The sequence below is a fragment of the Neobacillus terrisolis genome, from assembly GCF_051233475.1.
Taxonomy (GTDB): domain Bacteria; phylum Bacillota; class Bacilli; order Bacillales; family Cytobacillaceae; genus Bacillus_BU.
Genome location: NZ_JBKFGH010000011.1, coordinates 21,079 through 46,807, shown reverse-complemented (window position 1 = coordinate 46,807; position 25,729 = coordinate 21,079). Strand labels below are relative to the sequence as shown.

25 protein-coding genes and 1 other annotated feature are annotated in these 25,729 nt (G+C 39.6%); of the genes, 5 read left to right on the top strand and 20 right to left on the bottom strand.

Going from position 1 to position 25,729, the window contains the following annotated elements:
• Positions 1-30: 30 nt before the first annotated feature.
• Positions 31-669 (bottom strand): tRNA (guanosine(46)-N7)-methyltransferase TrmB, encoded by a 639-nt coding sequence (gene trmB / locus ACI48O_RS07500; protein WP_435561111.1) that lies wholly within the window; start codon positions 667-669, stop codon positions 31-33.
• Between the two features lie 384 nt (positions 670-1,053).
• On the opposite strand from trmB, the gene ACI48O_RS07495 reads away from it, so the two are divergent.
• Positions 1,054-1,332, top strand: a complete 279-nt coding sequence (locus ACI48O_RS07495; RefSeq protein WP_435561110.1) for a YtzH-like family protein — start codon at positions 1,054-1,056, stop codon at positions 1,330-1,332.
• Here ACI48O_RS07495 and ACI48O_RS07490 read toward each other — a convergent pair.
• The 4 genes from ACI48O_RS07490 to thpR all read right to left on the bottom strand — a co-directional run bounded on the left by ACI48O_RS07490 (position 1,329) and on the right by thpR (position 5,644).
• On the bottom strand, positions 1,329-2,102 hold the full coding sequence (locus ACI48O_RS07490) for a phosphotransferase (RefSeq protein WP_435561109.1): 774 nt from the start codon (positions 2,100-2,102) through the stop codon (positions 1,329-1,331). The two genes, ACI48O_RS07495 and ACI48O_RS07490, sit on opposite strands and share 4 nt — an antisense overlap.
• Positions 2,103-2,415: 313 nt before the next feature.
• On the bottom strand, positions 2,416-4,566 hold the full coding sequence (gene pulA / locus ACI48O_RS07485; protein ID WP_435561108.1) for a type I pullulanase: 2,151 nt from the start codon (positions 4,564-4,566) through the stop codon (positions 2,416-2,418).
• Positions 4,567-4,700: 134 nt separating this feature from the next.
• Positions 4,701-4,934 carry an acylglycerol kinase family protein gene (locus ACI48O_RS07480; RefSeq protein ID WP_435561107.1) on the bottom strand — a complete coding sequence of 78 codons (234 nt, stop codon included), beginning with the start codon at positions 4,932-4,934 and terminating at the stop codon, positions 4,701-4,703.
• Between the two features lie 131 nt (positions 4,935-5,065).
• Complete coding sequence (gene thpR / locus ACI48O_RS07475) at positions 5,066-5,644, bottom strand: RNA 2',3'-cyclic phosphodiesterase (RefSeq protein ID WP_435561106.1); 579 nt, start codon at positions 5,642-5,644, stop codon at positions 5,066-5,068.
• 192 nt (positions 5,645-5,836) lie between these two features.
• Here thpR and cysK point away from each other — a divergent pair, with 192 nt between their 5' ends.
• Complete coding sequence (gene cysK, locus ACI48O_RS07470; protein WP_435561105.1) at positions 5,837-6,769, top strand: cysteine synthase A; 933 nt, start codon at positions 5,837-5,839, stop codon at positions 6,767-6,769.
• Between the two features lie 83 nt (positions 6,770-6,852).
• Here the strand turns inward: cysK and dat are convergent, their stop codons facing one another.
• Positions 6,853-7,710: a D-amino-acid transaminase gene (gene dat, locus ACI48O_RS07465; protein WP_435561331.1), complete on the bottom strand. Its 858-nt coding sequence runs from the start codon at positions 7,708-7,710 to the stop codon at positions 6,853-6,855.
• A complete protein-coding gene (pepV, locus tag ACI48O_RS07460; protein ID WP_435561104.1) occupies positions 7,707-9,152 on the bottom strand; it encodes a dipeptidase PepV in 1,446 nt (481 codons plus the stop codon). The genes dat and pepV overlap by 4 nt, the downstream gene beginning before the upstream one ends.
• Positions 9,153-9,611: 459 nt before the next feature.
• On the opposite strand from pepV, the gene ACI48O_RS07455 reads away from it, so the two are divergent.
• Positions 9,612-9,833: a DeoR family transcriptional regulator gene (locus tag ACI48O_RS07455; protein WP_015595300.1), complete on the top strand. Its 222-nt coding sequence runs from the start codon at positions 9,612-9,614 to the stop codon at positions 9,831-9,833.
• Between the two features lie 281 nt (positions 9,834-10,114).
• Here ACI48O_RS07455 and ACI48O_RS07450 read toward each other — a convergent pair whose 3' ends face one another.
• Entirely contained in the window at positions 10,115-10,831 is a 717-nt protein-coding gene (locus ACI48O_RS07450; RefSeq protein ID WP_435561103.1) for a pseudouridine synthase, read from the bottom strand.
• 114 nt (positions 10,832-10,945) lie between these two features.
• Here ACI48O_RS07450 and ACI48O_RS07445 point away from each other — a divergent pair, with 114 nt between their 5' ends.
• Positions 10,946-11,182, top strand: coding sequence for a hypothetical protein (locus ACI48O_RS07445; RefSeq protein ID WP_435561102.1), 237 nt, complete (start codon positions 10,946-10,948; stop codon positions 11,180-11,182).
• A 56-nt stretch (positions 11,183-11,238) separates the two neighbouring features.
• Here ACI48O_RS07445 and ACI48O_RS07440 read toward each other — a convergent pair whose 3' ends face one another.
• On the bottom strand, positions 11,239-12,855 hold the full coding sequence (locus tag ACI48O_RS07440; protein WP_435561101.1) for a putative polysaccharide biosynthesis protein: 1,617 nt from the start codon (positions 12,853-12,855) through the stop codon (positions 11,239-11,241).
• A gap of 178 nt (positions 12,856-13,033) precedes the next feature.
• Between ACI48O_RS07440 and ACI48O_RS07435 the strand changes: the two genes are divergently transcribed.
• Positions 13,034-14,305 carry a BaiN/RdsA family NAD(P)/FAD-dependent oxidoreductase gene (locus ACI48O_RS07435; protein ID WP_435561100.1) on the top strand — a complete coding sequence of 424 codons (1,272 nt, stop codon included), beginning with the start codon at positions 13,034-13,036 and terminating at the stop codon, positions 14,303-14,305.
• 35 nt (positions 14,306-14,340) lie between these two features.
• Here ACI48O_RS07435 and ACI48O_RS07430 read toward each other — a convergent pair whose 3' ends face one another.
• The 11 genes from ACI48O_RS07430 to ACI48O_RS07380 form a co-directional block, all read right to left on the bottom strand.
• Positions 14,341-14,523 carry a sporulation protein Cse60 gene (locus ACI48O_RS07430; protein ID WP_435561099.1) on the bottom strand — a complete coding sequence of 61 codons (183 nt, stop codon included), beginning with the start codon at positions 14,521-14,523 and terminating at the stop codon, positions 14,341-14,343.
• 584 nt (positions 14,524-15,107) lie between these two features.
• A complete protein-coding gene (locus tag ACI48O_RS07425) occupies positions 15,108-15,416 on the bottom strand; it encodes a rhodanese-like domain-containing protein (protein WP_435561098.1) in 309 nt (102 codons plus the stop codon).
• A 168-nt stretch (positions 15,417-15,584) separates the two neighbouring features.
• Positions 15,585-17,999 (bottom strand): leucine--tRNA ligase, encoded by a 2,415-nt coding sequence (leuS, locus tag ACI48O_RS07420; protein ID WP_435561097.1) that lies wholly within the window; start codon positions 17,997-17,999, stop codon positions 15,585-15,587.
• Positions 18,000-18,063: 64 nt separating this feature from the next.
• Positions 18,064-18,283: a binding site (T-box leader), on the bottom strand.
• Positions 18,284-18,418: 135 nt separating this feature from the next.
• On the bottom strand, positions 18,419-19,606 hold the full coding sequence (locus tag ACI48O_RS07415) for an MDR family MFS transporter (protein WP_435561096.1): 1,188 nt from the start codon (positions 19,604-19,606) through the stop codon (positions 18,419-18,421).
• Between the two features lie 246 nt (positions 19,607-19,852).
• Positions 19,853-21,310 (bottom strand): ammonia-forming cytochrome c nitrite reductase subunit c552, encoded by a 1,458-nt coding sequence (locus ACI48O_RS07410; protein ID WP_435561095.1) that lies wholly within the window; start codon positions 21,308-21,310, stop codon positions 19,853-19,855.
• Positions 21,303-21,827 (bottom strand): cytochrome c3 family protein, encoded by a 525-nt coding sequence (locus ACI48O_RS07405; RefSeq protein ID WP_435561094.1) that lies wholly within the window; start codon positions 21,825-21,827, stop codon positions 21,303-21,305. Before ACI48O_RS07405 ends, ACI48O_RS07410 begins: the two co-directional genes overlap by 8 nt.
• Positions 21,828-21,889: 62 nt before the next feature.
• Complete coding sequence (locus ACI48O_RS07400; protein ID WP_435561093.1) at positions 21,890-22,393, bottom strand: TlpA family protein disulfide reductase; 504 nt, start codon at positions 22,391-22,393, stop codon at positions 21,890-21,892.
• Between the two features lie 16 nt (positions 22,394-22,409).
• Positions 22,410-22,757 carry a hypothetical protein gene (locus ACI48O_RS07395; RefSeq protein ID WP_435561092.1) on the bottom strand — a complete coding sequence of 116 codons (348 nt, stop codon included), beginning with the start codon at positions 22,755-22,757 and terminating at the stop codon, positions 22,410-22,412.
• Positions 22,754-23,119 carry a hypothetical protein gene (locus tag ACI48O_RS07390; protein ID WP_435561091.1) on the bottom strand — a complete coding sequence of 122 codons (366 nt, stop codon included), beginning with the start codon at positions 23,117-23,119 and terminating at the stop codon, positions 22,754-22,756. Before ACI48O_RS07390 ends, ACI48O_RS07395 begins: the two co-directional genes overlap by 4 nt.
• 70 nt (positions 23,120-23,189) lie before the next feature.
• Positions 23,190-23,663: a cytochrome c-type biogenesis protein CcmH gene (locus ACI48O_RS07385; RefSeq protein WP_435561090.1), complete on the bottom strand. Its 474-nt coding sequence runs from the start codon at positions 23,661-23,663 to the stop codon at positions 23,190-23,192.
• Positions 23,656-25,647: a heme lyase CcmF/NrfE family subunit gene (locus ACI48O_RS07380; RefSeq protein ID WP_435561089.1), complete on the bottom strand. Its 1,992-nt coding sequence runs from the start codon at positions 25,645-25,647 to the stop codon at positions 23,656-23,658. The genes ACI48O_RS07385 and ACI48O_RS07380 overlap by 8 nt, the downstream gene beginning before the upstream one ends.
• Positions 25,648-25,729: the final 82 nt, after the last annotated feature.

The following is a 25,729-nucleotide window of genomic DNA, read 5'->3' as shown; positions in this document are numbered from 1 at the left end:
GGGAGCCCAAAAATATTGGGAACCCCTTTTTTATCGATATTTTACCTCGGCCCGATAGATTCGATTGCCTTTTTTCGAAAATTTCTCTTCATACTCTGTCATGATATTTCCCTCGAAATCGCTATTATGGAGGTCCAAACTGACCCATTTTAGCAATAGCCCGTAGTCGGAAAAGCTGGTAAGGGAATACTCAAACAATCCCTGATTATCTGTTTTAAAATGTATTTCACCTTGGTCAATCAATATGTCTTCATATTGTTTTAAAAAGGTTTTATAGGTTAGACGGCGTTTTTCATGCCGTTTTTTCGGCCAAGGATCAGAAAAATTTAAATAAACTCTTTCTACCTCTCCTTTAGCAAAGAATTCCGTTACATCAGCAGCATTTACCCTTAACAGCTTTATATTTGGAAGCTCTGCCTCAATTAAACGGTCAAGTGCGGTCACAATGACACTCGGCTGCAGTTCAATTCCAAGATAGTTAATATTTGGATGGGCTTTTGCCATTTCTGTTATAAAGCGTCCTCTTCCCGTTCCAATTTCAATATGAAGCGGCTGCTCAGTCTCAAATACGTCCTTCCATTTACCTTTTAATAATTCGGGAGATGTTATGACATACTGAGGGTATTGTTCTAATTTATCGTTTGCCCATGGTTTATTTCGTAATCTCATTTGTTACACCCCTAAATTTATATACGTTCAAACAATAGCATGCATAAAGGCTAGTTGCAAGATTTTCCTAAAACTACCCCATTTATGCAACTAGATATTTTTTTGCAAAAGGCTGTGTTAAAGAACAATGTTGATTTTAAGCACGCTGTTGATTGGAGCGGAAGGTGCGAGACTCCTGCGGGAGAAGGTGTCACGGGAGACCCCACAGGCGCTAAGGCGCCGAGGAGGCTCCCGGACTCCCCCGCGGAAAGGGAGCACCTGGAGCGGAAATCAACAGCCAAATATAACAGAACCTTGCAAAAAAAGACCGTTAGCCAAAATGTATAAACTAAAAAAGGAATTCACAAATTAATAGTGAACTCCTCCTTGAAAGGACAGATTCAGATGCCATTAAATGATCAAGATCAAGTCAATTTATTAAAAGATATCCTTAGCAACCAGCAAACCGATTGCTGCGGTTCAGTGTCCGAATATGAACAATTGGAACGATTAGTCAAATCGTTAATGGTTAATACCAATGTCAATCATGATGTCAAAACAGTTTTACAAGAAATTTATTATTACAGTCAAAATGGAATTCAATCTAAGAATATTAACGATCATATCGATTCCAATCAACAACGTTTATCAAATTGGGTAAACGAAATCGATCAGCTTACTTAAAGAATTTTATCCAAATAATCAATCCATCTTTTCATTTCCGGAAAACGAGCTTTTTGTTTGTGCCATTGAATCGAAACTAAGGTATGAGCTAAAACGTACCACTTCATCCTTAACTTTAAATCATCTGTATCGATAAAGCCGTATCGTTCCAGCCAATCTTTCCATTCGGCTTCTGGGATATACCAATATAGTAATAGACCTAAGTCGATAGCCGGGTCGCCGATCATCGCTCCATCCCAATCTATAAGGTACAACTGGTTGTTTTCACCTAGCAGCCAGTTGTTATGATTCACATCGCCATGACAGACCACAAACTGTTTACACTCTAGATGACGAACTTCCCGCGCCAAAAATTCTGCAGATTTTTTTACAGAAGGAATTTGCAATAAATCATAGTCCAACCCACTTTGAACCATTTGCAAAAAGGGTTCAGGCATTACTGGGGTTATTCCAAGCCTGCTTAACATAGCCTTTAATGGTTCTGATTGATGGATTTTCTTCAGCAATTTAGCTACTTTCTCATCATTCATTTCAACGGGTGTTAATTCTCGCCCATTAAGCCATTGTTGGGCGGTTATAACATCACCATTTTCAAGTCTTTTCGTCCATACTAGCTTCGGAACGAGTCCTTCTGCAGATAGTACAGCAAGAAACGGAGAAGAATTTCGTTTCAGAAAAAGCTTTTGTTCTTCAAATTTTGCAAAAAAGGCTTTTCCAGTCGCCCCTCCTGCAGGAACAATCTCCCACTCTTGTCCTAATAAATGTTCCAAAGTTGTTCACCTTCATTTAATTCGCAATTTCCCTCAATGTATCAAATAATCTGTCGGCAAAAAGGGTAGCGCCCATTTTTATCCTAAACAGAACCAGTTGTATCATCTAAATCACAAATGCTGTTATTCTTAAAGGATTGGGCGCTATGCTCAAAAATATTATTTATAAATAACGAATGCCATTATCGTACTAAAAAAAGACAGCTACTGATACCAATAACAATAGCCATCTTTATAATATTATCCTCTATTTACTTTTTTCGTCAAGTCTCTTCGAAACGAAAAGCCCCTTTACAATTTTTTCTATTTCTGATTATTGAACTAAAACAGATAGACTAATCGACTCGATCAAATAGTGGTTTCCCTGAATTTCCCCAAACGGGATATGACTGGCACGCTTTTCATTGGCTAAAATATACCATTCCTCCTTATCAGGTAGTTCAACACTAACTGGATGAACAGAAGGATTAATTAAAACCAAAATCGAATCCCATAACCCAAATTGACCGACTTCCTTCAAAAAATATCCAATAGTCGGCCTTGGAATTGGAACAAATTCTATGTGGTCACGAATTATCTTGGCTGTAGGAAGTCGGAAAGCTCGATGTGATTTTCGTATATCAATCAAACCTTTTATATAGTTAACATTATTCGGATGTGATGCTTTTTCATCCCAATCAAGCCAATTAATTTCATTAGGTGATCGATAACTATTGCCAACTCCCTTTTTTGTTCGAAAAAACTCTTGGCCGCTATGAAGAAACGGTATGCCCTGACTAAGCAAGACCATCGCGGTAGCAAGCCGATGCCGCCTTTGTCTTATCAATGGTTCAGATTCCTGATCGCAAACAGAAAATTTATCCCAAAGCGTATGGTTATCATGGGATTCAACATAATTGATGGACTGATAGGGCTCATTAAATATCCCGTGATTTTGTTTTTCAATGCCGATACTGCCTGCTAACACTTGCATGGCAGCTTCATAATAGTGATCATTTCCAAAGCAAAAGCCGCGATCATATAGATTAAACGTACTCCCCTTTATAGAGTCACGAAACCAATCATTAAATTGACCAATTCTAGGAAGCTTCCTTTGATTTCGAATATTGGCCTTCTCTTCAATTGGAATGGGAGTGTTTAAGTCCCAGCCTTCACCAATAATTAACGCTGTGGGATCCATCTCATCAACTGTTTTTCGAACTTGATTCATCGTTTCGATATCAATAATTCCCATTAAATCAAATCGAAATCCATCAATATGGTACTCTTTCATCCAAAAAGCTATAGAATCAATGATAAATTTCCGAACCATTAATCGCTCTGAAGCAATATCGTTACCTACACCCGTTCCATTTGAGGGCATACCATGATGATCATGCCTGAAATAATACCCGGGAACAATTTTTTCAAATGAAGAGGTTTCTCTGATAAAAACATGATTATAAACTACATCCATAATGACCCTTAATTCATGCTTATGGATCGCATCAATCATACCTTTTAATTCTTTTATCCGTGCATAGGGTTCATTTGGGTCACTGGAATAACTTCCTTCTGGAACATTAAAATAATGCGGATTATAGCCCCAATTATATTCTTTGTTGCTTGCTAATTCATTTACGCCTTCAAAATCATTAAAGGGAAGAAATTCAATATGAGTTACGCCTAAATCCTTTACATAGGATAAACAAGTTAACTCCCCATTTGGGGTATAGGTATCTGTTTCAGCAACACCGAGATAGGTTCCTTTTTTCTCCACTCCACTTGAAGAGTGGATCGTAAAGTCTCGAATATGGGTTTCATAAATAATCGCATCTGTTGGACTATTTAATCGAGGAAGTTCTCGTTTGTTCATCTGTGTTTTTTCTAAATCTACAATGATGCCGACTTCACCATTTGCCGAAACGGCAACCGCATAGGGATCGACCGCTTCTCGCCATTCCATGTTTATGCATAGGAGAAAGGAATAGAAATACAATTCAAAATCTCCTTTTTTCTCTAAGAACCAAACCCCTTTTTTCGTTCGGTTCATCATCAACTCTTCAAAAGCTTCCTTCTGAGGCATGATTAATTTCACTTTGACTGCGGTTGCGGTTGGCGCCCAAATTTTGAAAATAACCCTATCTGGAAAATAGGTAACACCTAAATCATTACCTTCATAATAAAAATGCTGATCAAACTCTTTCGTGCGAATGACCGATCCTATTTGCAAATCCGTTCTGCCACCATACTCGTCAATAATCCAAGCAACTTCGCCAATAAGAACCTCAGACTCAACCGTACAAATATATTTATTTTTAGTTCCAAGGGGAATCATCTCGTTAATTTTTAACTCTTGAATTAAACTTCCTTCTTCAAGATAAAAACGATTTGAAACACCTTGGTGATACGTTTTGGGGAGAAGAATTGTGATCTCGTGTATTTCATCCAAATAAGCTGAAAAAAGGCGATCTTCGGGATTCATCGGAAATTCAACTCCTTCACTTCCTCTTGACTTCTCCTTCATGTCTCTATACCTTGAATGCCCTCCCCAGAAAACGCTAACAAAGACAGCTAAAAGCTTCATTTTTGCTAAATTGCTGACAAACCCCTATATTATTAGCAAAGATTGCTCTCATCTTTTTCTGATTTAATGATTTTACCTACACCAATATATTCAGGTTGTTTATTAGCGTTCCTAATAATCAAGTTTAGGGCTAATCGAGGATCCGTTGGAATGGAAAATCCTCTAGCAAAGTCATTCCCTGAACCGCATGGAATAATACCTAAAACGGCATTAGGATAGGACACCATTCCATTGATAACTTCATAAACAGTACCATCACCGCCCATGGCGACAATGACAATTGCTTCCCCTTTGGCTTCTTTACAAACCTCTTATAGTATATATATCGTTTCTTTTTCTCCCGATGTGTCTTTTGTCTATTTTCTTTAGGGAAGAGGTAAAAACTCTCATAAAATAATTATTCTATATCCTTAGGATGAAGCGTATAAGAGGCAACTGCTTCATATTTTGGTATTTGATCTAAATGGGTTTGATATAGGACAATTTTATTAGCCAAAAATACAATCGGACTATCTAAATTTCTTGATTCCTCAAAATTTACCACCGGAAAAGGAGTCGTTCCCATCCATTTTCTAGCTATTGTAATATGAGGATGAAATGGTCTTGTCTCTAATTGAAACCCTGCCTGCTCACAGGCTGAAAATACATGATCACGTATACTGTGTAAACGGTCCTCTTGCTTCACTCCTGCCCAAAAAATTCTTGGTGAATCTTTTCGTCCGAATGTACCTAACTGATTGATTATTAAAGGAAACGGTTTACTTCCCGCCATTTTTCCATCGACAAATTCTTTAGCAAGTTCAAGTTTGCTTTTCTCCGCACTCCCTAAAAATGCGAGGGTAATGTGATAATCTTGTTCATGAACCCACCGCGAAAATGGAAAGTCCACTTTTAACTGATCCGAACATTTTTTTAATTCTTGCTTTGCTTCCGTTGGGAGGCTTACCGCAAAGAAAAAGTGAGGATTATGAGCCATCTTGACACTCCCTTTCAACCTACAAAATACTATTAACACTAACGCAATATTTGTTTTATTGTGACAACCTTCGTATAATTTAGAATGAGATTGTTTTGCTGAATTTATCAAAATAATTATAGCAAACGTGTATTTATTAAAGTGAGAGATATCTTTTTAAAAAGTTAACGAACAGGGAAGGGAAGACTTAAATTGAAGGTTGTAAATAATTTAGCGGAATTGATCGGTGATACGCCACTTGTAAAACTAAATAAACTGGCACCTGAAAATGGAGCAGATGTATATTTAAAGCTTGAATTCTTTAATCCGAGTAAAAGCGTCAAAGACAGAGCTGCCTATCAAATGATAGAAGTGGCAGAAAGAGAAGGGAAATTGACGCCTGGAGCAACCATCATTGAGCCAACAAGTGGAAATACCGGAATTGGACTGGCAATGAATGCTGCGGCACGAGGATACCGAGCCATCCTTGTCATGCCAGACACAATGACAAAAGAAAGAATCAATATTTTAAAGGCATATGGTGCAGAAGTGGTCCTGACACCCGGAGACGAAAAGATGCCGGGATCAATCAAAAAAGCAATTGAACTGGCTGATCAAATTCCTAATAGTTTTATTCCAATGCAATTTGAAAACAGTGCTAATCCGGATGCCCACCGGCACTCCACAGCTCCAGAAATTATTGAAGCGATGAACATAATCGGAAAACCTCTGGCGGCATTTGTCGCCACTGCAGGAACAGGCGGCACGATTACCGGAACAGGGGAAACATTAAAGGAGCATTTCCCTCAGCTTACTGTTCACGTAGTAGAACCTGCAGGATCCCCAGTCCTATCAGGAGGAAAGCCTGGAAAACATAAACTTGTTGGAACAAGTCCTGGATTTATTCCTAATGTTTTAAATACTAAAGTTTATGATAAAATTCATCAAATTCAAGATGAGGAAGCGTATTTTATGACAAGGGAGCTGGCAAAAAAAGAAGGAATTTTAGTTGGACCTTCATCGGGTGCTGCCTGCTTTGCTGCAATTGAGGTTGCTAAAACTTTGACACCAAAAGAAGCTGTCGTTTGTATTGCGTGTGACACGGGCGAACGATATTTATCCAGCGACCTTTTTCAATATGAATAAATAGTTCATTGCCTAGTTAAGCCGAATAAAAGAGGTCTGTTCCCAAACGTTCATGTTACCGGGAAGCAGACCTCTTCATTGTTTTACTGAATCGTTCCGCACTGCTGAGCGATTTCTTGTTCAAGCAGATTCTGAAGCCTTACTGTCATTGCTCCTGGCTTCTCAGCAGCAAAGCTTGTTCCTGAAATTTCAATTATTGGCGTTACTTCAGCAGTAGTACTTGAAAGGAAGATTTCATCCGCTTCGATTAATTCCTCAACAGTAATCGCTTTTTCAACGAACGGGATTTGATTTTTTTTACAAATCAAAAGGAGTTGCTGTCGGGTGATCCCATTAAGGATATATTGATTAGCTGGATGAGTGTAGAGTATTCCGTTTTTAAAAATGGAGATATTGGATGAACTCCCTTCTGTAACAAGCTCTCCACGGTGAAGAATCGCTTCCGTGCAGCCGGACTCAACTGCCTTTTGTTTCGCCAACAAATTTCCAAGTAAATTCAAGCTTTTAATATCACAATGAAGCCAGCGAATATCCTCTACCAACAAAGTTCTTACCCCATGCTTCAATCCCTCAACAGGGCGTGAGATTTCCTTCGTATATGCAACAAATGAAGCTTTCGTGTCAGGCGCCGGAAATGCATGATTTCTTATTGCTACACCTCTAGTTACCTGAAGGTAGACAATTCCTGATTCTAATTGATTCTTTTCAATTAACTCATTCAGCATGCTCTCAATTTCCATCAATGACAAAGAAAGCTCTATGTTAATTTTGTTCGTACATTCATTAAGCCTCTCTAAATGTTCACGTGCAGCAAACATTTTCCCATTGTACACTCGAATGACTTCATAAATCCCATCACCAAATTGGTAGCCTCTATCCTCTATATCTACTTTAGCCTGACTACGTTCTACGAAATCCCCATTTAGTATCGCATACATTATTTCTCGCTCCCTCCTGACTGTTCATCACCCTTAGCTAACTCAAAAATGGCCTGTGCATATATGGCTGTTGCGCGTAACAAATCCTCAATGAAAATATATTCATCCTTCTGATGGGCAATATCTTCCCTGCCTGGGAATAATGGTCCAAAGGCAACTCCGGATTTTAAGGACCGCGCATAGGTTCCTCCCCCAATTGCCAGCAGCTCTGCTTTTTCCCCGGTTTGCTCCACATATACCTTTTGAAGCGTTAAAACCAATGGATCCTGTTTATCGACATAATGGGGATTGGAATTAGCAAAGTTTTCAATCGTAAACCCTTCTTTTTGGAAAAGCAAGTCCAGTCTTTCTTTCGTTTCCTCGATTTGATTTGTAACAGGATAGCGAAGGTTTAATCCAAGCCGCCCTCCCTCATTTTTTGAAAAGCTGAGCTTTCCTACGTTGATGGTTAATTCACCTGAAATATCATCTACAAAATCAATACCCAATTGTTTACCACGAGAATCACCACAAAAGTAACGGACAACAAATTGAATAAAATGGTTTGCTTCAGGGTTCATTTTTAATTTAGCAAGAAATTGTGCCAAGTATAAACCAGCGTTTTTTCCATGCTTCGGTTCCATTCCATGTGCCGATACACCTTCAACTTCAAGAACGAGCTTGCCGCATTCAACAAATTGATTTCCACTTAACCCATGGGTTTTTAAAAAGTCTCGAAAACACTGAACAATGTCCGTCTGCATCTGGAGCGCAATCAGTTCTACCCTGGCAAAGTCCGGAACCATATTGTATCTTCTGCCTGACTCAAAGGAGAGAATATGAACCTGAAAGTCCTTTTTCTCACTAACACTTGCGATTTGTACAACGTCAAAATCAACGATCCCTTTTTCCGCATAAATGATTGGAAAATCGGCATCAGGTGCAAAGCCCATTGTTGGCATTTCTTCCTGTTGAAAGTAATGTTCAACACATCTCCAATTACTCTCTTCATCGGTTCCAATAATCATGCGAACTCGTCTATCCATAGGAATGCCTAAATCTTTAACAATTTTCATAGCATGGAAGGCAGCGATTGTAGGTCCTTTATCATCAATTGCCCCCCGCGCAAAGATTTTCCCATCACGGATTTCTGCAGCAAAGGGATCACTCGTCCAACCATCACCCGGTGGAACGACATCAATATGGCATAATATTCCGACCAGTTCTTCCCCTTGACCAAATTCAATATGACCAGCAAGATTTCCAACATTCTTGACAGAGAAGCCCTCTTGTTCCCCTAATTGAAGCATATAATCTAAAGCTTCTTTAATCCCGCTGCCAAGCGGTGCTTCTGGGGCGGGCTTATTCTCATCTAATATACTTTTTATATGTAAAAGATTTTGAGTATCTTGAATGATTTTACTTTTTCTATTTTCGACCTCTTTTTTCCAATCAATCGGCTGCAACAGAAAAAACCTCCTTTTTACCATTTCACATTCATAATAAACTCATTATACACTTATTTTTTTCTTGAAAACGAATTGTCTGTGCTATTTTCTGCTCTGGCTAACATAAACGTCATGATTTACGGTTAGTTTAAATTTATTTACTGAATTTTCAAACTTTTAGCATATTTACTCATTTATTCACCATATTGTATAGTAATAATAAAAAGAAAGGGGAAAAGGGCCGATTTTAAAAAGAAAAATTTAACAATTTGTTAATTTTACTCTATTAAGTAGAAATTTTCTGAGAACAATAGTAAAATTAGATTAGAAGTATGGACCTCTAGAGTTTCTAAAAAAAGGTTTTAGAAAAGGAGTTGTCTGCTGAGGAAAACTACATATGTTGAAGTCATAAACTTCATGAGCCAGTCGGATGCAGGTATTTGCCACGGGTTTGAAAAAAGGATAGGGAGTGGTTTTTTGAAACCTTCGACTAACCGGATGTTAAACCGTATCAAATCCATCTACATGTTTATTCAAAAAAATGGGACAGTATCAACGCAGGATCTTGTAGAGGAATTTGGTATCACTCCTCGTACCATCCAGAGAGATTTAAATGTTTTGGCTTATAATGACTTAGTAGAAAGTCCCAGCCGCGGCAGATGGACAACAACTCATAAGAAGGTAAAGATGTCGTCTTAATAAAAATTTACAACGAAAAAATAGAAATCGTCCAATGGACGATTTCTTTATTTTTTGACTGTGTTAAAGACGAATGTTGATTTTGAGCACTCTGTTGATTGGAGCGGAAGGTGCGAGACTCCTGCGGGAGAAGGTGTCACGGGAGACCCCACAGGCGCTATGACGCCGAGGAGGCTCCCGGACTCCCCCGCGGAAAGCGAGCACCTGCAGCGGAAATCAACAGCCAAATTTAATACAGCCTATTTTTTCATCAAGAATTTTTATTATCAAAAGTTTCAACCTTAGGGCTGATAGTTTAATAACTGTTCCAACTCTTCTTCTGTTAAATCCCGGTATTCCCCTAATTCAAGCTCCTCATCAAGTTGAAGCGGCCCCATCGTCATTCTTTTTAAATAAACAACCTTTTTTCCTACCGCCTGGAACATGCGCTTTACCTGATGGAATTTCCCTTCTGTTATCGTCAGTTCAATCTCAGACCTAATTCCACTTTTTAAGATGGTTAACTCACCAGGTTTTGTTAAATAGCCGTCGTCTAATGTAACCCCATGTTTAAAGGCTTCTACATCTTCCGCTGTGACTTCTCCATCAATTTGCGCAAAATACATTTTCGGTACATGCTTCTTTGGAGACAGCAATCGGTGGGCAAGCTGTCCATCATTGGTGATTAACAACAGCCCTTCTGTATCTTTATCAAGCCGGCCGACCGGAAAGGGCTCGTACACTGCGTCAGCCATATCTAATAAATCGATCACCGTTTCATCTTTTGTATCCTCGGTAGCAGAAATAACCCCAGGCGGCTTATTCATCATTAAATAAATAAATTGTCGATATTCAAGTACTTCACCATTAAGGGTAACAACATCACTATCCAAATTTACGTGTTGCTTAGCATCCTTTACTACATTGTCATTTATTTTAACAGTGCCTGCTTTAAGTATTTGTTTAACTTCTTTTCTACTGCCATACCCTAGATTGGCTAACATTTTATCAATCCGCAAATTAGCTCCTCCCAACATTCTAAAAATTATTTAGGTATATGCCTATACCACACCTCGCTACGATACATAGACTGTTATCATTCTTACCCAAATTAAAAAATGGAGATGATTGAAATGGACTACAGACAACAATTCCCACAAGGTTTTCCAGGTGGTGGCTTCCCGGGTGGCGGTTTCCCAGGCGGTGGCTTTCCAGGCGGTGGTTTCCCAGGTGGCGGTAACGTTGACCGCCGTTTAGACCGACTAGAGCGTCGTGTTGATCAGCTTGACAGATTAGTGAACCAACTAGATCGACGTCTTGATCGGGTTGAACGCCGCTTAGGCTTAAGACAACTTCCAGAGTATTATTAAATTATCCTTCACCAAACAAGAGGAAATCCCCCTCTTTTATAAGTGGGGGGTTCTCTTTAAAACGGTAAACGTAATTTCCGCTTTATATTTTCGGCTCGTTGACCAAACAACAGGTACACTAACTTAGAGCGAAACGCTAAATATATATAGATTCCAGCTCCCACAAGTGCACAAATACCAATGATGAGCAGAGATTGCACTTTAGAAGCCGGGGATAGAACCAATAATAATAATTGATAGGTAATAAAGGCTCCAACCAGCATGACAAGGGTGAATGCGATAATTAACAAAGAGCGACGCACCACAAATCGAAACGGATAGCGTGCGTACTTTTTAATGACATACATATTAATAAGGATTGCTGCCGTATAGCCCAATGCAGTAGCTAATACCGCTCCATTTGTTTCCAAAACCTTAATTAACGGTATATTTAAGCTTAATTTTATTAATAAACCGACAAGAAGTCCTAGAATCGTATAACGCTGTTCATTAATTCCTTGTAAAATAGCTGCAGTCACGGAATAGAGCGCAAATAAAATCGCTACCGGCGCATAGGCACGGAGCACTTCTGTTCCTAATTCCTTGTGCTCATAAAAAACGGTGAATACAGGTTCAGCAAGCAGGGACAAACCTACTACGGCTGGTAGTGTTAAAAATAACATAACTTGAAAGGTTTGATTTAACTGGCGAAATAAACCTTTGCGATCGTTTTCTACAAAAGCCTTTGTCACACTTGGGACCAGTGTTAGCGAAAAAGCCGTTGCTAACGAAACAGGAATAATGACTAATTTATGTGATTCAAAATTTAACACGCTGAAGGCAAATTCGGTTTGCTTTGCCAAACCGATTGAAACCATCGCTCTGTTAAACGTCAATTGGTCAATCAGCTGAAACAACGGATTGGCAATTCCAACAAAAACAAATGGAGCTGCATATAGTAATACTTCTTTATAAATTTGCTTTAAAGATATCTCTATTGTTCCTTTATCTTTAAGTAGAATTTCATCTAAATATGGTTTTCTTTTGTACCAATACCAAAATAGAACAAAAAGACTGCCGAGCGCCCCGATAAATGCTGCAAATGTAGCTACACTGACCGCTGTTACAAGACTGCCATTCAAAACATGTAAAACAACATAGGCTCCCGCTAAAACGAAAATAATCCGGACAATTTGTTCGACAACCTGAGAAACAGCTGAAGGTCCCATTGATTGATGCCCTTGAAAGAACCCCCGAATCAAGCTCATAAATGGGACTACAATTAACGCAAAGCTTACCGCTCTGATAACCGTTACGACATCCTCTACACTTGAAACCTGATCCTTATCGCGAATCACCATTTCTCCCAGGGCAGGGGCTAAAAAATATAAAACTAAAAAAGAAACAACCCCAGTGGACAACATAACTAAGAGACCCGATTTAAACAGCTTCCGTCCAACTGCATATTCCTCTAGTGCATTATATTTTGCAATAAACTTCGAAACGGCAAGTGGTACCCCAGCAGTTGCAATACTGATGAAAATGGTATAAGGTACGTATGAATATTGGTAAAGGGTTGTACCCTTATAGCCTACAATTTCGTAAAATGGAATGACATAAAATAAGCCGAGAACCTTGGAAACCATTGTTCCCAGTGTGAGGATGAATGTTCCTCTTAAAAGCTTTGATGACATATGATCCCTTCCTACAAAAGAAAAGCGCTTGACCTTTTGCCAGACACTTGTCCAAATTTTCCTATCCTACTTACAAAATGAATCTAACATCGTATTTTATCATATTTTGGCGAAACAATGGAAAGGTTTTATGATATGAAGTATCTTTATTTCAGTTTAGAAAAAGTTGGTGAATTGAATGACGTATTTTGATGTAGTTGTAATAGGCGGCGGTCCTTCAGGGTTAATGGCCGGAATTGCTGCAGCCGAACAAGGCAGAAAGGTTCTGCTTGTTGATAAAGGTGATAAACTTGGCCGGAAACTGGCCATATCTGGCGGCGGTCGCTGCAATGTTACAAACAGACTTTCAGTTGATGAAATTATTAAACACATTCCTGGTAATGGCCGCTTTTTGCATAGTGCCTTATCATTATTTAGCAATGAGGACATCATTGTTTTTTTTGAAAAGCTTGGTATTGAGCTTAAAGAAGAAGATCATGGAAGAATGTTTCCTGTAACGGATAAGGCCCAATCGGTCGTAGATGCATTGATTGATCGACTAAATACACTTAAAGTGAAAATTTGGACTGATTGTCCCGTTAAGGATGTTCATTACGAAAATGGACGAGTTTCTTCCGTTCAATTACATAATCGTGAAACAATTGAAACAAGGGCCGTTGTCATTGCAGTTGGCGGCAAATCGGTTCCGCATACCGGGTCAACCGGTGATGGTTATGCTTGGGCTGAGAAAGCCGGACATACGATTACCGAGCTTTTTCCGACCGAGGTACCAATTACTTCATCCGAACCATTTATAAAAGAAAAAACGTTGCAAGGCCTGTCATTAAGGAATATCGCTTTAAGCGTATTAAATCAAAAAGGCAAGCCGCTCATTACTCATCAAATGGATATGCTCTTTACTCATTTCGGTGTCAGCGGTCCTGCTGTGCTCCGGTGCAGTCAGTTTGTTGTCAAAGAACAGCGAAAAACCGGAAAAAAAGAGGTAACGCTTAGTTTAGATGTAATCCCTGAGAAAAATGAAGAAATGTTGTTTCAAGAAATCATTAACATCATCAAAACGGATCCAAAAAAGGCACTCAAAAATAGCTTGAAAGGATTATTACCAGAACGTTATATGTTATTTTTGCTTGAACGAAATGGAATTGATCCTCTAGCCTCAGGAAATTCTATTTCCCATGAAAAAATCCGCAGCTTTGTTAAAAGCTGCAAGCAATTTCAATTCCGGGTTAACGGCACACTGTCATTGGAAAAAGCGTTTGTCACTGGAGGCGGAGTTTCCGTCAAAGAGATTGAACCGCAAACGATGGCATCCAAAAAAATGGATGGACTCTATTTCTGTGGTGAAATTTTGGATATCCACGGCTATACCGGAGGCTATAACATCACCTCCGCATTAGTAACCGGCCGCTTAGCCGGGCTTAATGCCGGAAAGTTTTCGGCTCACCATTAACTTTTTTGTGCTTGGTTGCTTACAGTAATGGAGGATTAGGTCCGATAAATAACCATTGCTGAAAAACAATAGATTTGCTCGTCCTCATCTTCTTGATAAGCTGCTACATTATATTTAATGTCTAGCAGCTTTTTATCGTCTAAGCCCTCTAAAAATTCATTCATTTCACTTTCTAAATCCTTTTCATGCTCATGATCGAAGACTTTTACTTGAATCACGGTTATCTTCCCTTTCGTTTTTACCATCATTATTGGCAATAATCTGATTTTTTAGTATTTGAAGGTTGGAAAATGTTTTCCGGGAATGAGTGTTGGATGCTTTTTTGATGAGTTTTTCACTTTTTTTATTACCTTTTTTAAGTTTTTTGATGTTTTTTTCGGAATTGGTCATGTTTTTGAGGAAAATGGCTGTGTTTTTTTAAAAAAATAAAGAATTTTACCCGCTTTCCGGGATTTTTGAGCCTCGAAGCCTAGTTTGGAGGAAATATATGCCCACGGAATTTTGGATATGACCACTTTAATTGTGGATATGGGACAAGTTTAAAAAAATATCGGACAACTTTTTAAATATATAGACCAACTTTAAAATTTTATGGACCAACTTTTGAAATATATCGGACAAGTTTAAAATTTTATCGACCAACTTTTAGATGATATTGGACAACTCTAAAATTTATGGACCAACTTTTGAATGATATCGGACAACTTCCAAACAGCACGTCAGAATCATCACAAATCACAACAAAAAATTCCCGGTCCACCACCTCATGACGGACCGGGAATCAACTACCCAAAACTTAAAACTAAAACTCCAATTCACCTTTCCATTCCAGCATACCACCAACCATGTTACGTACCTTAACGCCATGGTCATGAAGGAACCAGCCAACATTTTCACTGCGTCGGCTCGAGCGGCAAATCAAAATATATTCTTTATCATCCTCGAAATAATCGAGGTTCATTGGGATTTCGCCCATTTTAATGTGTTTTGCACCTGGAATCATCCCTTCGGCAACTTCTTCATCTTCCCTAACATCAACGAGTTCTAATTTTTCCCCCGCCTCAAGCTTCTTTTGTACCTCTTCAGGCGTAATGATATTTAATTCTTCCATCCCCAGCTTCCTTTCTTGTAACAGCGGATGAAGGAAACTATCCCCATCCGCTTTATTTATTTGGCTCTGTTAGTTGATTTCCGCTCCATGTGCTCTAATCAACTAACACTGCTAATTATTTAAGTTTTTATTCCAAACACAAATATGTGTTACCCCTATGGAATATTGTTAATTGGCAACGATGTTTACAAGTTTACCAGGTACTGCAATCACCTTGCGAACCGTTTTGCCGTCAATCTGTTCCTTCACCTTGTCATCGCCCATTGCAATCTTTTCAAGGATTTCCTTAGAAGCATCAGATGGTACATACAATTTCGTTTTTACTTTTCCGTTAATTTGCACGACAATCTCTACTTCATCATCAACAAGCTTCGCTTCGTCATAAGCAGGCCATGTTTCGTATGAAAGAGATCCATTATGCCCTAGCTTCGCCCATAGCTCTTCGGCTACATGCGGACAAATTGGCGCCAGCATTTTCACAAAGCCTTCCACATAATGTGTTGGAAGGACTGTTGCCTTATAGGCCTCATTGATAAATACCATCATTTGCGAGATCGCCGTATTAAAACGCAACCCTTCATAGTCCTCGGTTACCTTTTTAACGGTTTGATGATAGATTTTTTCAAGACTAGCATCGTCACTATCCTGGATTTTAGCGGTAATCTCGCCATTATCCTCGACAAATAAACGCCAGATCCGATCCAAGAAACGTCGTGAACCGTCTAATCCATTTGTGGACCAAGCAATGGAGGCATCAAGTGGTCCCATGAACATTTCATACAACCGCAATGTATCAGCACCGTGGCTTGTAACAATATCATCAGGATTCACAACATTTCCCTTTGATTTACTCATTTTTTCATTGTTTTCACCAAGAATCATTCCTTGGTTAAACAGCTTTTGGAATGGCTCTTTTGTTGACACTACTCCGATATCATATAAGAATTTGTGCCAGAAGCGAGCATACAATAAATGAAGAACAGCATGTTCCGCTCCGCCAATGTAAATATCAACCGGTAGCCATTCATTCAATTTTGCGGCATCTGCTAGCGCAGCATTATTTTTCGGATCAATATAACGTAAATAGTACCAGCAGCTACCAGCCCACTGCGGCATCGTATTTGTCTCACGGCGTCCTTTTTTGCCAGTTTCCGGATCTACAACATTAACCCAATCTGCAATATTCGCAAGCGGAGATTCTCCGGTACCAGAAGGCTTAATTTCCTTTGTTTTCGGAAGAACTAATGGGAGCTGTTCTTCAGGAACCGCTGACATTGTGCCATCTTCCCAATGGATGATTGGAATCGGCTCACCCCAATAACGCTGGCGGCTAAATAGCCAGTCACGAAGACGATAAGTAACCTTTTTTGTACCAATTCCTTTTTCTTCAAGCCAAGCGATCATCGCATTAATGCCATCTATCTTATTCATACCATTTAAAAATTCGGAATTAACATGCTCGCCATCGCCAGTGTACGCCTCTTTTGCAACATCTCCGCCAGCGACAACCTCGATGATTGGCAGCTCAAACTTTTGAGCAAATTCATAATCGCGTTCATCATGCGCTGGAACAGCCATTATAGCTCCCGTTCCATAGCTCATTAACACGTAATCAGCAATCCAAATCGGCATTTTAGCTCCATTCACAGGGTTAACGGCGTATGCTCCGGTAAATACCCCTGTTTTATCCTTGGCTAAATCAGTCCGTTCCAAATCACTTTTGCTTTTAATTTGCTCAAAATAGGCAGCAACTGCTTCCTTCTGTTCAGCGGTTGTGATCACACTTACTAACGGATGCTCAGGAGCAAGTACAGCATAGGTTGCTCCAAACAAAGTATCAGGTCTTGTCGTGAACACGGTAAATGTGCCCTCGTGTCCATCGATTCCAAACGTAACTTCGGCCCCTTCAGAGCGGCCAATCCAATTTCGCTGCATTTCCTTAATGCTTTCTGGCCAATCCACTTCGTCCAGGTCCTCTAACAGGCGATCCGCATAAGCCGTGATTCGCAGCATCCACTGCTTCATCGGGCGGCGTTCAACAGGATGTCCGCCACGCTCACTTTTCCCGTCAATAACTTCTTCATTCGCTAAAACCGTACCGAGTGCAGGACACCAGTTAACAGCCACTTCATCAATATAAGCCAAGCCATTCTTATATAATTGAAGGAAAATCCACTGAGTCCATTTATAATAGTTTGGATCGGTTGTGTTGACTTCGCGATCCCAGTCATAAGAGAATCCTAACGATTTAATTTGGCGACGGAAATTATCAATGTTTTGCTTTGTAAATTCAGCAGGGTCATTCCCCGTATCAAGCGCATATTGCTCCGCAGGAAGACCAAATGCGTCCCAGCCCATTGGATGCAGGACGTTATAGCCTTGCATTCTTTTTAATCTTGATAAAATATCTGTCGCCGTATAGCCCTCTGGGTGTCCGACGTGCAGTCCGGCACCAGATGGATACGGGAACATATCAAGAGCATAAAACTTGCGCTTACCTTTTTCTTCACTTGTTTTGAAGGTTTTATTTTCTTCCCAATACGTTTGCCACTTTTTTTCAATCTCCTGATGATTGAAGCTCATGGTTTTTCCTCCTATTTCATATGTACTTTATTTTTCTATGATTACAAAAAACCCCTCATCCCATAATAGGGACGAGAGGTCTGATTATATCTCCCGCGGTACCACCCACATTAGTGTATGCACACTCACTTAAACAATCCTTAACGCGGAAAACGGCAAGAGTTACTACTTTTTCACACTTGCGACTCAAAGGCGAGTTCATGAAGGGCCTGGTTGACTTGCACCAATCGTCAACTCTCTAGTTCAGGCTCACTAACATTACTACTCCTTGTCCATGTCGATTTATAAAACTAAACCTATTGTATAAAATTTCCCTACCTGATGCAAGTCTGCACTATATTTGTATCAAAAAGGTAATATTCATATTATGAAAGAATGGTGAAATAGGTGATAATTAATTTATTCTTTCTCGACAAAACTTACGACACATGTGCTGATAATTCCTGCTTTTCCACTAGCTTTCTATCATAAATAAAGGTAGTGAATAAAGAAAGGAGAAATAACACAATCATAACAATAAACAGCCTTTCCATCCCATAAAAATCAACAAGCATGCCACCCAAAATCGGACCAATCATCCTCCCCCCGGTCGCAGCACTGTTTACAATCCCTTGAAAAAACCCTTCCCTTCCAAGCGGAGCCAGCTTGTCTGCAACAGTAGGCACGGCGGGCCAGACCAACATTTCTCCAATCGTCATAATCATCATTGCCACCGCAAAAGCGCTAAACTGCTCAGCTTCCGATGCTACATAAAAAGCAATCGCAAACACAATCGTCCCAATAATGATTTGTGACTTGATTGTTTTAGCAAGATGAACAACCAATTTGTTCATAAGCGGTTGTCCTAATACAATCAATGCCCCGTTAATCGTCCAAAGATAGGTATATTGCTTTAAACTAATTCCAATTTCCTGAGTGTACGGAGCGATGGTTGCCTGCCATTGACAATAGCCAACCCATAAGAGAGCATAGCCAAAACAAAGAATCAACAGGGCATATAAATGGGTTCGGCTATCCACTTTCTTTTTATCAATTATACGATTGCTTTTGTTTACGGCCAAAGTATTGATTCCTTTATAACCAAACACAGCAATCAGTAGAAAAATAACATACATGAGGGCATTAGCGATGAAAATCCACTGAAAAGAAATGGCGGCAACAATGCCTCCCAAGGCAGAGCCGATCGCCACGCCAAGGTTTGAGGCTACATAAATCGCGTTAAAAGCCCTGCGTCCGCCTTCTTTCCAAACAGAACCAGCCATTGCATACATGGATGGAAAAACAATTCCTGAGCCGAACCCGACAATAATTAAGAAAATGACATAAGCTGGCCATCCGTTCCAGACGGACAGTCCCAAAAGAGCCAATACGGTAGTTCCAATTCCTAGCAGAATCGAACGATATCCGCCTATTCGATCAAATAATAGTCCTCCAAACAAATTTCCGGCAACGCTCGCTCCGGAATTGAGCATGAGAACCAGTCCAGCGATTGACATCGACTTCCCTAAATGGTCATGAATATAGATAGAATTTAATGGCCATAAAAAAGAAGCGCCTGTAACATTCACTGCCATACCAATCACCAAAAGCCATAAGGCACGCGGCATGAAAAACGCTCCTCTACAAATATTTAGTATACCGAAATAATAATATTTGTTTTTTTACTCTTTTGCAATAGTTTCATGTCACCCTTGATTGAAAAGTGGTATTGGTAGGCCATTGACACCGAGCACTAGATTTGCCACAATTTAATGTACAAAAGTGGAAGGAGAACTCGTCTTTCGCTTTTGTACCAAAATTAAAGATAATAAGAAAACACCGGGTAACGGCCATTACCCAGTGTTTTAAATCGTCTATTTTTTTGCTGGTGCTGCTGGTGCAGCTGGAACAGCTGGCGGCTGTTGAGCAGGGAAGTATAGGTTAATTGCTTTTTCCTTCTTCTTGAAGTTATCCTTCTCTCCGAATACAGCCTGCTTTGCTTTTTCAATCTCTGCTTTTAATTCCTCTAAATTAACACCTTTTTTAACTAACTCTTCTGTACCAATTTTAATTGCTTCGTTTGACTCCGCAATCGATGTTCTTAAAGAATCCATCGTTCCTTGTGGGTTATGGAAGCCTGCAGAGTTTTCTGCTGCTACGATATCCCAGAACCATTGTCCTTTACGAACATGATTTTGAGCTTGTTTGATTTTATCAGCACTTACACCTGAAATAATCATTTTATTAACAAAATAGTGAGCCTCTGTTGATACAGCTTGTGCTTCATGTAAACCTTCAACATTTGTTTCTTGAATTTCTTCAACAGTCTTCTTCAATTCCTCAAGATCACGGTTTGTATGACATGTTCCACAAGAACTTTCCATTGTCTTAAGCGGTGATGTCCAATAGTGTGAGCTGATTTTCTTTTTGCCGTCAACACGCTCATATGGCATATGGCAGTCTGCACATGTAACGCCTGCTTTTCCGTGTGGACCTTCCATATGTGTTTCAAACTCTGGGTGCTGTGATTTTAACATTGGAGTTCCAGAAACATTATGAATCCAGTCTTTTTCAAAGCCATTTTCTTTTGCAGTTGTTTCATAGTATTCATACATTTCTTCTGGCTTAAAACCATTTGCCCATGGGAAGGTTACCTCACTATTTGATGCAGCAAAGTAATATTCAACGTGACACTGTCCACAGACATAGTTACGCATATCGTTCTTCGTTGGGTAAGACATGTCAATACCTTGTGATTCCATTGCTTTAGTAAAGCTTGGACGTGTTACACGCAAGTCCATTGTCTCAGGGTCATGACAGTCAGAACAGCCGATTGGTGAGTGTCCCATACTTTCAGCTTTAGGCCAAATATCCTTATTGAAGTTCCCACTCCAGTAAGCGTCGCCCATTTCCTCAATCATATGTGGTACTGCTGTTGATTTACATGTTAAACAAGAACCAATCGATTTATCATTAATACGAGCGATTGCACGAATATCTTCATTGGCATAAACGTGACCGCGCTCTTCATTATATTCAGTCGCAAATCCATATCCATTAAATAGGATTGGTAATAACGGTTCCTTATCCGCTTCAAACTTGCTTCGTTTTACAGATCCACCATATTTTGTATCATCCATTTTTTCATTCTTTTTGTAGCTGTCATATTGAAGCGGGAATATGTCCTTAAACGCTTCATTACTAATTTCATCTTTTGCTAATCCAGTTTTTAGCTCGCCTGCTTTTTTTGTCTCTTCAGCTCCTGAGCATCCCGCAACTAGCATTATGACAGCGACTAGGCATATATATATCCAGTGTAGTTTCCTAGCCATTGTTCATTGTACCTCCCTTATTTTCTAATAGCTCTCCCGGTTTTGGCGCTTTGTAGAAATCTTCTGTTTTAAACCCTTTTCCATGCGGCACAGACTGGTGACAGACCGTACAGCTTTCTTTTGCCTCATGTGAAACATTATCTAATGTGCTTTTATGGCAACTTATACAATTGTGATTGATTGCTTCCTTAGAGCCATCGGTCGGATGAAGAACACCCGGGATTTTTTCTTCTCCCAATGTGTTAAAGTAAACATGGCCTAATCCCGATTTAGCTTTAAAGGTATATTTGCTAACTAATGAATCGTGTGGTAGATGACAATCCGCACAAGCCAATTCAGCATGAGTAGAATCTGTAAAAGAATCATAAACATTGTTCATAATATGACAGCTCTTACAAAATTCGGCTGAATCTGTATACGCTAACGTTTTTGCCGTAACTACCGAGACAATAATTCCTACAAATAAACCAATCACCAGAAGTAATCGCTTATCAATTGCCAGCAGCTTTTTCAACATGATTACACCTCCCTTAAAAAATAAATATATCTATTAAAACACTTAAAGTGCTCTAACCATAGTTAGTGAAGCTTTTCAATCATTTCAATGAGTTTCTTCTTCGTTGTCGGTCCTGAGAACCGTTCACGAATGACTCCTTTTTCATCGATGATCATCGTTTCCGGCTGGCCTACCACATTATAGGCCCTGGCCGTTTCTTCTTTTGTATCAAGCAAGTATGTTAGCTTCGAACCCGTTTCTTCTATATATTTTTTTATTCGGTTTGAACTTTCCCCTTTTGCCAGAATTAAAAGGATGGCATCGCTATAGTCCTGGCCAAACGCCTCAAGCTCTGGAGCTTCATCAAGGCAAGGCTCACACCAAGTTGTAAAATAATTTATAACCACAACTTTTCCTTTAAAGTCGGAAAGCCGGTAGTTTTGCCCATTAACATCTTTTAACATAAAATCTGGTGCATGGTCGCCCATTTCTGCCGATGTTGCCTTCCCGTTTAAACCATTTAATAGGAGACCAATAAAGATGGCAGCTGCAACCACAACCGATAACGAAATGAGTTTTCTCTTCAAAGCCTTCACCTGCCTATTAGGTGTAATAATGTAAATCGAGGATTACCTTGTCTAAATGCTTTTTATACTCGCTTCGCTTGAGCTCGTATTTTTCTTCGCTCAGTTCTCCCTGTTGTTTTTGCATTTCAAGTTCAGCTATTTTCTTTTCAATAATTTGTTTTTTTGTTAGTAGATGCTGGAATTTCTCCTCATCAGAATCGATTTGAGGATGCTCAACCGACTTTTGCCGCTTGATGAAAAATACAACCATTGCACTCACAGCCAAGATTATTAGAAACCAATGCGGATTAATCAGCCTTAGGACCGGAGTTGAAAACCAAAAGGTTACCAGCCATTCAGGATGAAATGGAGGGAACTGGCTCATCCAATTTGTCTTCCCTTCTGTTTCCGGATTTTTTGTAATTCTATTAAAATATCTTCATCAATATTGGATGCATCCTTGATTTCATGACGAACTTGCTCTTCTTCTATTTTTAAAATTTCTGCAGCCATGATTTGGTAACGCATTTTCATTTGCTGAAAATCTGCTTCGGTTATTTTTTTCATTAAATAATCCATTTCCAATTCATTGATCGCTGCGTAAATGGTTTCGATTGACGTCCCTTCTTCGCTTGCCACTTTTTTTTGTGATTGATGTGGGTCTGTTTTAAAAAAGGGGGCAGCGATAAAATAAATACAAATGATCGTAACCATCGAACCGACAATTAAAAATACATAGTCTGTCATGTGTTTCCCCTCCTTAGGTAACGGCTCGGTTTCCGATCTCTACTTAACTTGAAAAGGTCAGTTTAATCCTTTAAAAGAATTTTCGCCGTTCTTCGTCGATTGTTTTTTCAAATATCTCCTGGTCCGTTTCACTGTTCCAGTTGATTATTTCCAGCTCTTTTTTGTTTTCTCTTAACGCAATTCTCTTAATCCATCGGGTTACAATAATCGTTCCAATTACTAGAGCAACAGCCGGCATGACCCACGCAATCACTCCATTTAAATCATTCCCTGGTGTTCTGAGCGCCGCTTGTCCATATTCATTTACATAGGACTTAATGATGTCATCTTCAGACTTTCCTTCTTTTAACATGTCAAGAACTTCATCATAGTAAACCTTCTTAACCGTACAGGTAGAAAGCTCATGATCGGCGTGACCTTGCATATCTAATTGACTAATCACTGCTCTAAATTCCAACGAGTTATAGTCCACACCGGCAGCAAAGGAAACGGTTGGCATGGTAAGCAGAATCAGTAGAATCAACAACATGTTTTTCCTAACCATTTACCTTCACCCCTTCCGTGTGGATAGAAGATCTGTTTTTTATGCGGTGAAGGGTCGTTTTACCGCCAATTAAAGCGATCGCAATTCCGATAACCATAATGAATCCCCCTGCCCAAATCCAACTGACAAAAGGATTTACTTTTACTAAAAAGGTAACCTTATTTCGATCTTCCCAAGAGCTCAACACCAAATATAAGTCTTCCTTAAGATTGGTTTTTATCTCCACTTCCGTTGATGGCTCTGGCCAGTTAGCATAAAAGATTTTTTCAGGATAAATTTTTCCGATTTTTTTCCCTTGGTACGTTACAGACACGTCTGCATGAACAATATCATTGCCGCCATCAGACCGTTCCGACAAGCTGTTAAAGGTTAAGCGATACTCTCCAATTGATAAGCTCTCACCTTTATTAACGGTCTGTAATACCTCCTCTGAATAGGCGTGCGAGGAAATTACTCCGACTGCTAAAATGGCGATGCCGATGTGAACTAAATAACCGCCGTATCTGCGCTGATTTTTTACCGTTAAGCGAAGCATTGCCGTCAGTAAACCTTCATTGGTAGCCTTTTTGCGAGCCTTTATTCCGGTAATAAATTCCTGAATATGAGTGGCCATCATAAAGACAGTTGCTGATAAACCGATGATGGCAAATGCTCCGCGAACACCTAGAGCAACAAGCCCGAAAGCAAATACGAGCGCTAACACAATCGGTACGAGCATATTTCTTAGAAACCGGTTGAAAGCCGCCTTTTGCCAGGCAATAAGTGGACATATTGCCATCAGGACAATCAGACCAAGCATGATTGGTGCCATTACTTTATTAAAATAAGGCGCTCCGACATTAACCTTTGTTCCGGTTAACGCTTCCGAGATAAGTGGATACATCGTTCCCCATAAAACCGCGAATGCCGCAGCAATAAGAATGAGGTTATTTAATAAAAAACTGCTTTCCTTTGAAAAATAGGCTTCAATAGGACTCGTTTCTTTTTTAATTAACTGGTACCTGGACATCACAATATAGATGGCAAAAAGAGTCATGAAAGATAGGAAGATGATAAAATAAGTTCCTAGATTCGTATCCCCAAAAGCGTGAACGCTCGTTAACACACCACTTCGGACTAAAAAAGTTCCAAATAAGGTGAGCAAATAAGATAGCACGATTAGACTGATGTTCCAGGTTCTAAGCATATTTTTTCGTTCTTGTATCATGACGGAATGTAAAAATGCTGATGCCGTTAACCATGGCAAGAACGATGCATTCTCAACGGGATCCCAAGCCCAATAGCCGCCCCAGCCAAGTTCTAAATAGGCCCACCAACCACCGATAATATTTCCTAATGTTAAGAATAACCAAGCTGTTAACGTCCACCGTCTCGTTAATTTAATCCATTCTGCATCCATTCGCTTCATAATCAGCGCTGCAATGCCAAACGCAAACGGAACAGCTAAACCGACATATCCTAAATACAACGTCACCGGATGTAGGACCATGCCTGGATTTTGCAGCATTGGATTTAGTCCTTTTCCGTCTGGCGGAATCGTATCCGTCATTGCAAACGGGTTTACACTCGTAATTAAAACAATATAGAAGAACAATAAATTCAGTAGCAGAATACTTGAAACATAAGGATGCATTTCTCTGCCTTTTTTCGATAAGACAATCATTCCTGTATAAACGGACAGGAAGAACAGCCATAAAAGGAGCGACCCTGCATTGCCCGCCCAAAATGCCGTTAGCTTGTAAACGAGCGGTAAATCTAAACTGGTGTACGTGGCAACGTATTTATACTCAAATTGACTTGTCCCCAACAAGAACAGGAGAAGGAAGGCAGAAATACTGGCGAGGAATGTCACGGATAATATCCCCGCTTTTGCGCTTTCAAGCCATTTTGAATTTTGTTTTTTTATCCCGATAATCGTGGCAATCAATGAATACGCTGTTATGATTAGCCCTAAATAAAGGGAAAGATTCCCTACAATATACATTTTGGCACCTCCCTGTCCTTGGATCGCTTGCTACTTGCTGATTGATGACACGAGTCAAATTACCCGCTACCTTCGCTTATTT

Coding starts and splice junctions, on each gene's coding strand:
- ACI48O_RS07395 (WP_435561092.1), bottom strand. CDS start 22,757: ATGAGCCAGTTCCCTCCATTTCATCCTGAATGGCTGGTAACCTTTTGG.
- thpR (WP_435561106.1), bottom strand. CDS start 5,644: ATGGCTCATAATCCTCACTTTTTCTTTGCGGTAAGCCTCCCAACGGAA.
- ACI48O_RS07385 (WP_435561090.1), bottom strand. CDS start 23,663: ATGGTTAGGAAAAACATGTTGTTGATTCTACTGATTCTGCTTACCATG.
- ACI48O_RS07380 (WP_435561089.1), bottom strand. CDS start 25,647: ATGTATATTGTAGGGAATCTTTCCCTTTATTTAGGGCTAATCATAACA.
- ACI48O_RS07405 (WP_435561094.1), bottom strand. CDS start 21,827: ATGTTGAAAAAGCTGCTGGCAATTGATAAGCGATTACTTCTGGTGATT.
- ACI48O_RS07495 (WP_435561110.1), top strand. CDS start 1,054: ATGCCATTAAATGATCAAGATCAAGTCAATTTATTAAAAGATATCCTT.
- trmB (WP_435561111.1), bottom strand. CDS start 669: ATGAGATTACGAAATAAACCATGGGCAAACGATAAATTAGAACAATAC.
- ACI48O_RS07415 (WP_435561096.1), bottom strand. CDS start 19,606: ATGCCGCGTGCCTTATGGCTTTTGGTGATTGGTATGGCAGTGAATGTT.
- ACI48O_RS07440 (WP_435561101.1), bottom strand. CDS start 12,855: ATGTCATCAAAGCTTTTAAGAGGAACATTCATCCTCACACTGGGAACA.
- ACI48O_RS07445 (WP_435561102.1), top strand. CDS start 10,946: ATGGACTACAGACAACAATTCCCACAAGGTTTTCCAGGTGGTGGCTTC.
- leuS (WP_435561097.1), bottom strand. CDS start 17,999: ATGAGCTTCAATCATCAGGAGATTGAAAAAAAGTGGCAAACGTATTGG.
- ACI48O_RS07410 (WP_435561095.1), bottom strand. CDS start 21,310: ATGGCTAGGAAACTACACTGGATATATATATGCCTAGTCGCTGTCATA.
- pulA (WP_435561108.1), bottom strand. CDS start 4,566: ATGAATCCCGAAGATCGCCTTTTTTCAGCTTATTTGGATGAAATACAC.
- ACI48O_RS07390 (WP_435561091.1), bottom strand. CDS start 23,119: ATGACAGACTATGTATTTTTAATTGTCGGTTCGATGGTTACGATCATT.
- ACI48O_RS07435 (WP_435561100.1), top strand. CDS start 13,034: ATGACGTATTTTGATGTAGTTGTAATAGGCGGCGGTCCTTCAGGGTTA.
- ACI48O_RS07425 (WP_435561098.1), bottom strand. CDS start 15,416: ATGGAAGAATTAAATATCATTACGCCTGAAGAGGTACAAAAGAAGCTT.
- ACI48O_RS07480 (WP_435561107.1), bottom strand. CDS start 4,934: ATGGGCGGTGATGGTACTGTTTATGAAGTTATCAATGGAATGGTGTCC.